We start from the raw sequence: 943 nt of genomic DNA on the forward strand, positions 1-943 counted from the left end.
GCCGGCGGCGATCTCCGCCGGGGACTTCGCCTGCCGGGGCCCGCGCCGGCCGGGCTTCTCCTGCGCCGACAGGCCCCAGAGCAGCGCGAGTGTGCGCGCCGGGTCCCCGGCGCCGCTGCGGTCATTGGCCATGGAGCCGATCCTTTCACGCCGCGCCCGCCGGTACGGTCGGAACCATGACCGCCGCCGATCCCGATCCGCTGCCGGGCACCGACACCCGCGAGGCCGTCCGCCCGCGGGTGACCTGCCGCCGCTGCCACCGCCCGCTGCACGACCCGGAGTCGCGCATCCTCCGCCTCGGCCCCGAGTGCCGCGACCCGGCCGAGCGCGTGCCGCGCCACGACGTCGACCAGGACCCGATCCCCGGACTGGACTGACGGCATGATCACGCCGTGTGACGGGGATCACTGTTCCCAAATTCTCCGTACTTTGTATAGTGTACTGCGTACGGGATAACCGCCGACGAGAGGTTCACCGAACATGCAGATCAACTCCTCCGCCGTTTCGCTCACCGTCGAGGACGTCGAGGCGTCCGCGTCGTTCCTGCGGGAGCACTTCGGGTTCGCCGAGCAGATGTCCGCGGACGGCTTCGTCTCCCTGGGGCACGAGAGCGCCGGGGTGAACGTCGTCTTCCTGAGGCGCGGCATCGAGGTCCTGCCGGAGGGCTTCCGCGACCAGGTCGCCGCCGGGCTGATCCTGGCCTTCGTGGTCGGCGACGTGGCCGCCGAGGAGGCCAGGCTGAAGGCCGCCGGCGTGGAGATCACCATGGCGCTGCGCGAGGAGCCGTGGGGCGAGAAGCTCTTCCAGGTCACCGACCCGAACGGGGTCGTGGTGCAGCTGGTGGAGTGGGCGCGGCAGTAGCGGCGGGTCACCGACGAGGGCGGCGCCCCCGGCCGGGACGATCGCGTCGTACGGCGTCATGCCGCCAGTATCCGCCGCGGGG

At 72.2% G+C, this 943-nt stretch carries 2 protein-coding genes; both read left to right on the forward strand.

Annotation, left to right across the window (positions count from 1 at the left end):
* Positions 1 to 176 precede the first annotated feature (176 nt).
* The gene (locus tag ABD308_RS33185) at positions 177 to 377 is read left to right on the forward strand and encodes a DUF6011 domain-containing protein (RefSeq protein ID WP_344343328.1); all 201 of its coding nucleotides are present in this window, start codon (positions 177 to 179) and stop codon (positions 375 to 377) included.
* Between the two features lie 103 nt (positions 378 to 480).
* Positions 481 to 861, forward strand: a complete 381-nt coding sequence (locus ABD308_RS33190) for a VOC family protein (RefSeq protein ID WP_344343330.1) — start codon at positions 481 to 483, stop codon at positions 859 to 861.
* Positions 862 to 943 lie beyond the last annotated feature (82 nt).

The organism is Kitasatospora putterlickiae (assembly GCF_039527695.1).
Classification (GTDB): domain Bacteria; phylum Actinomycetota; class Actinomycetes; order Streptomycetales; family Streptomycetaceae; genus Kitasatospora; species Kitasatospora putterlickiae.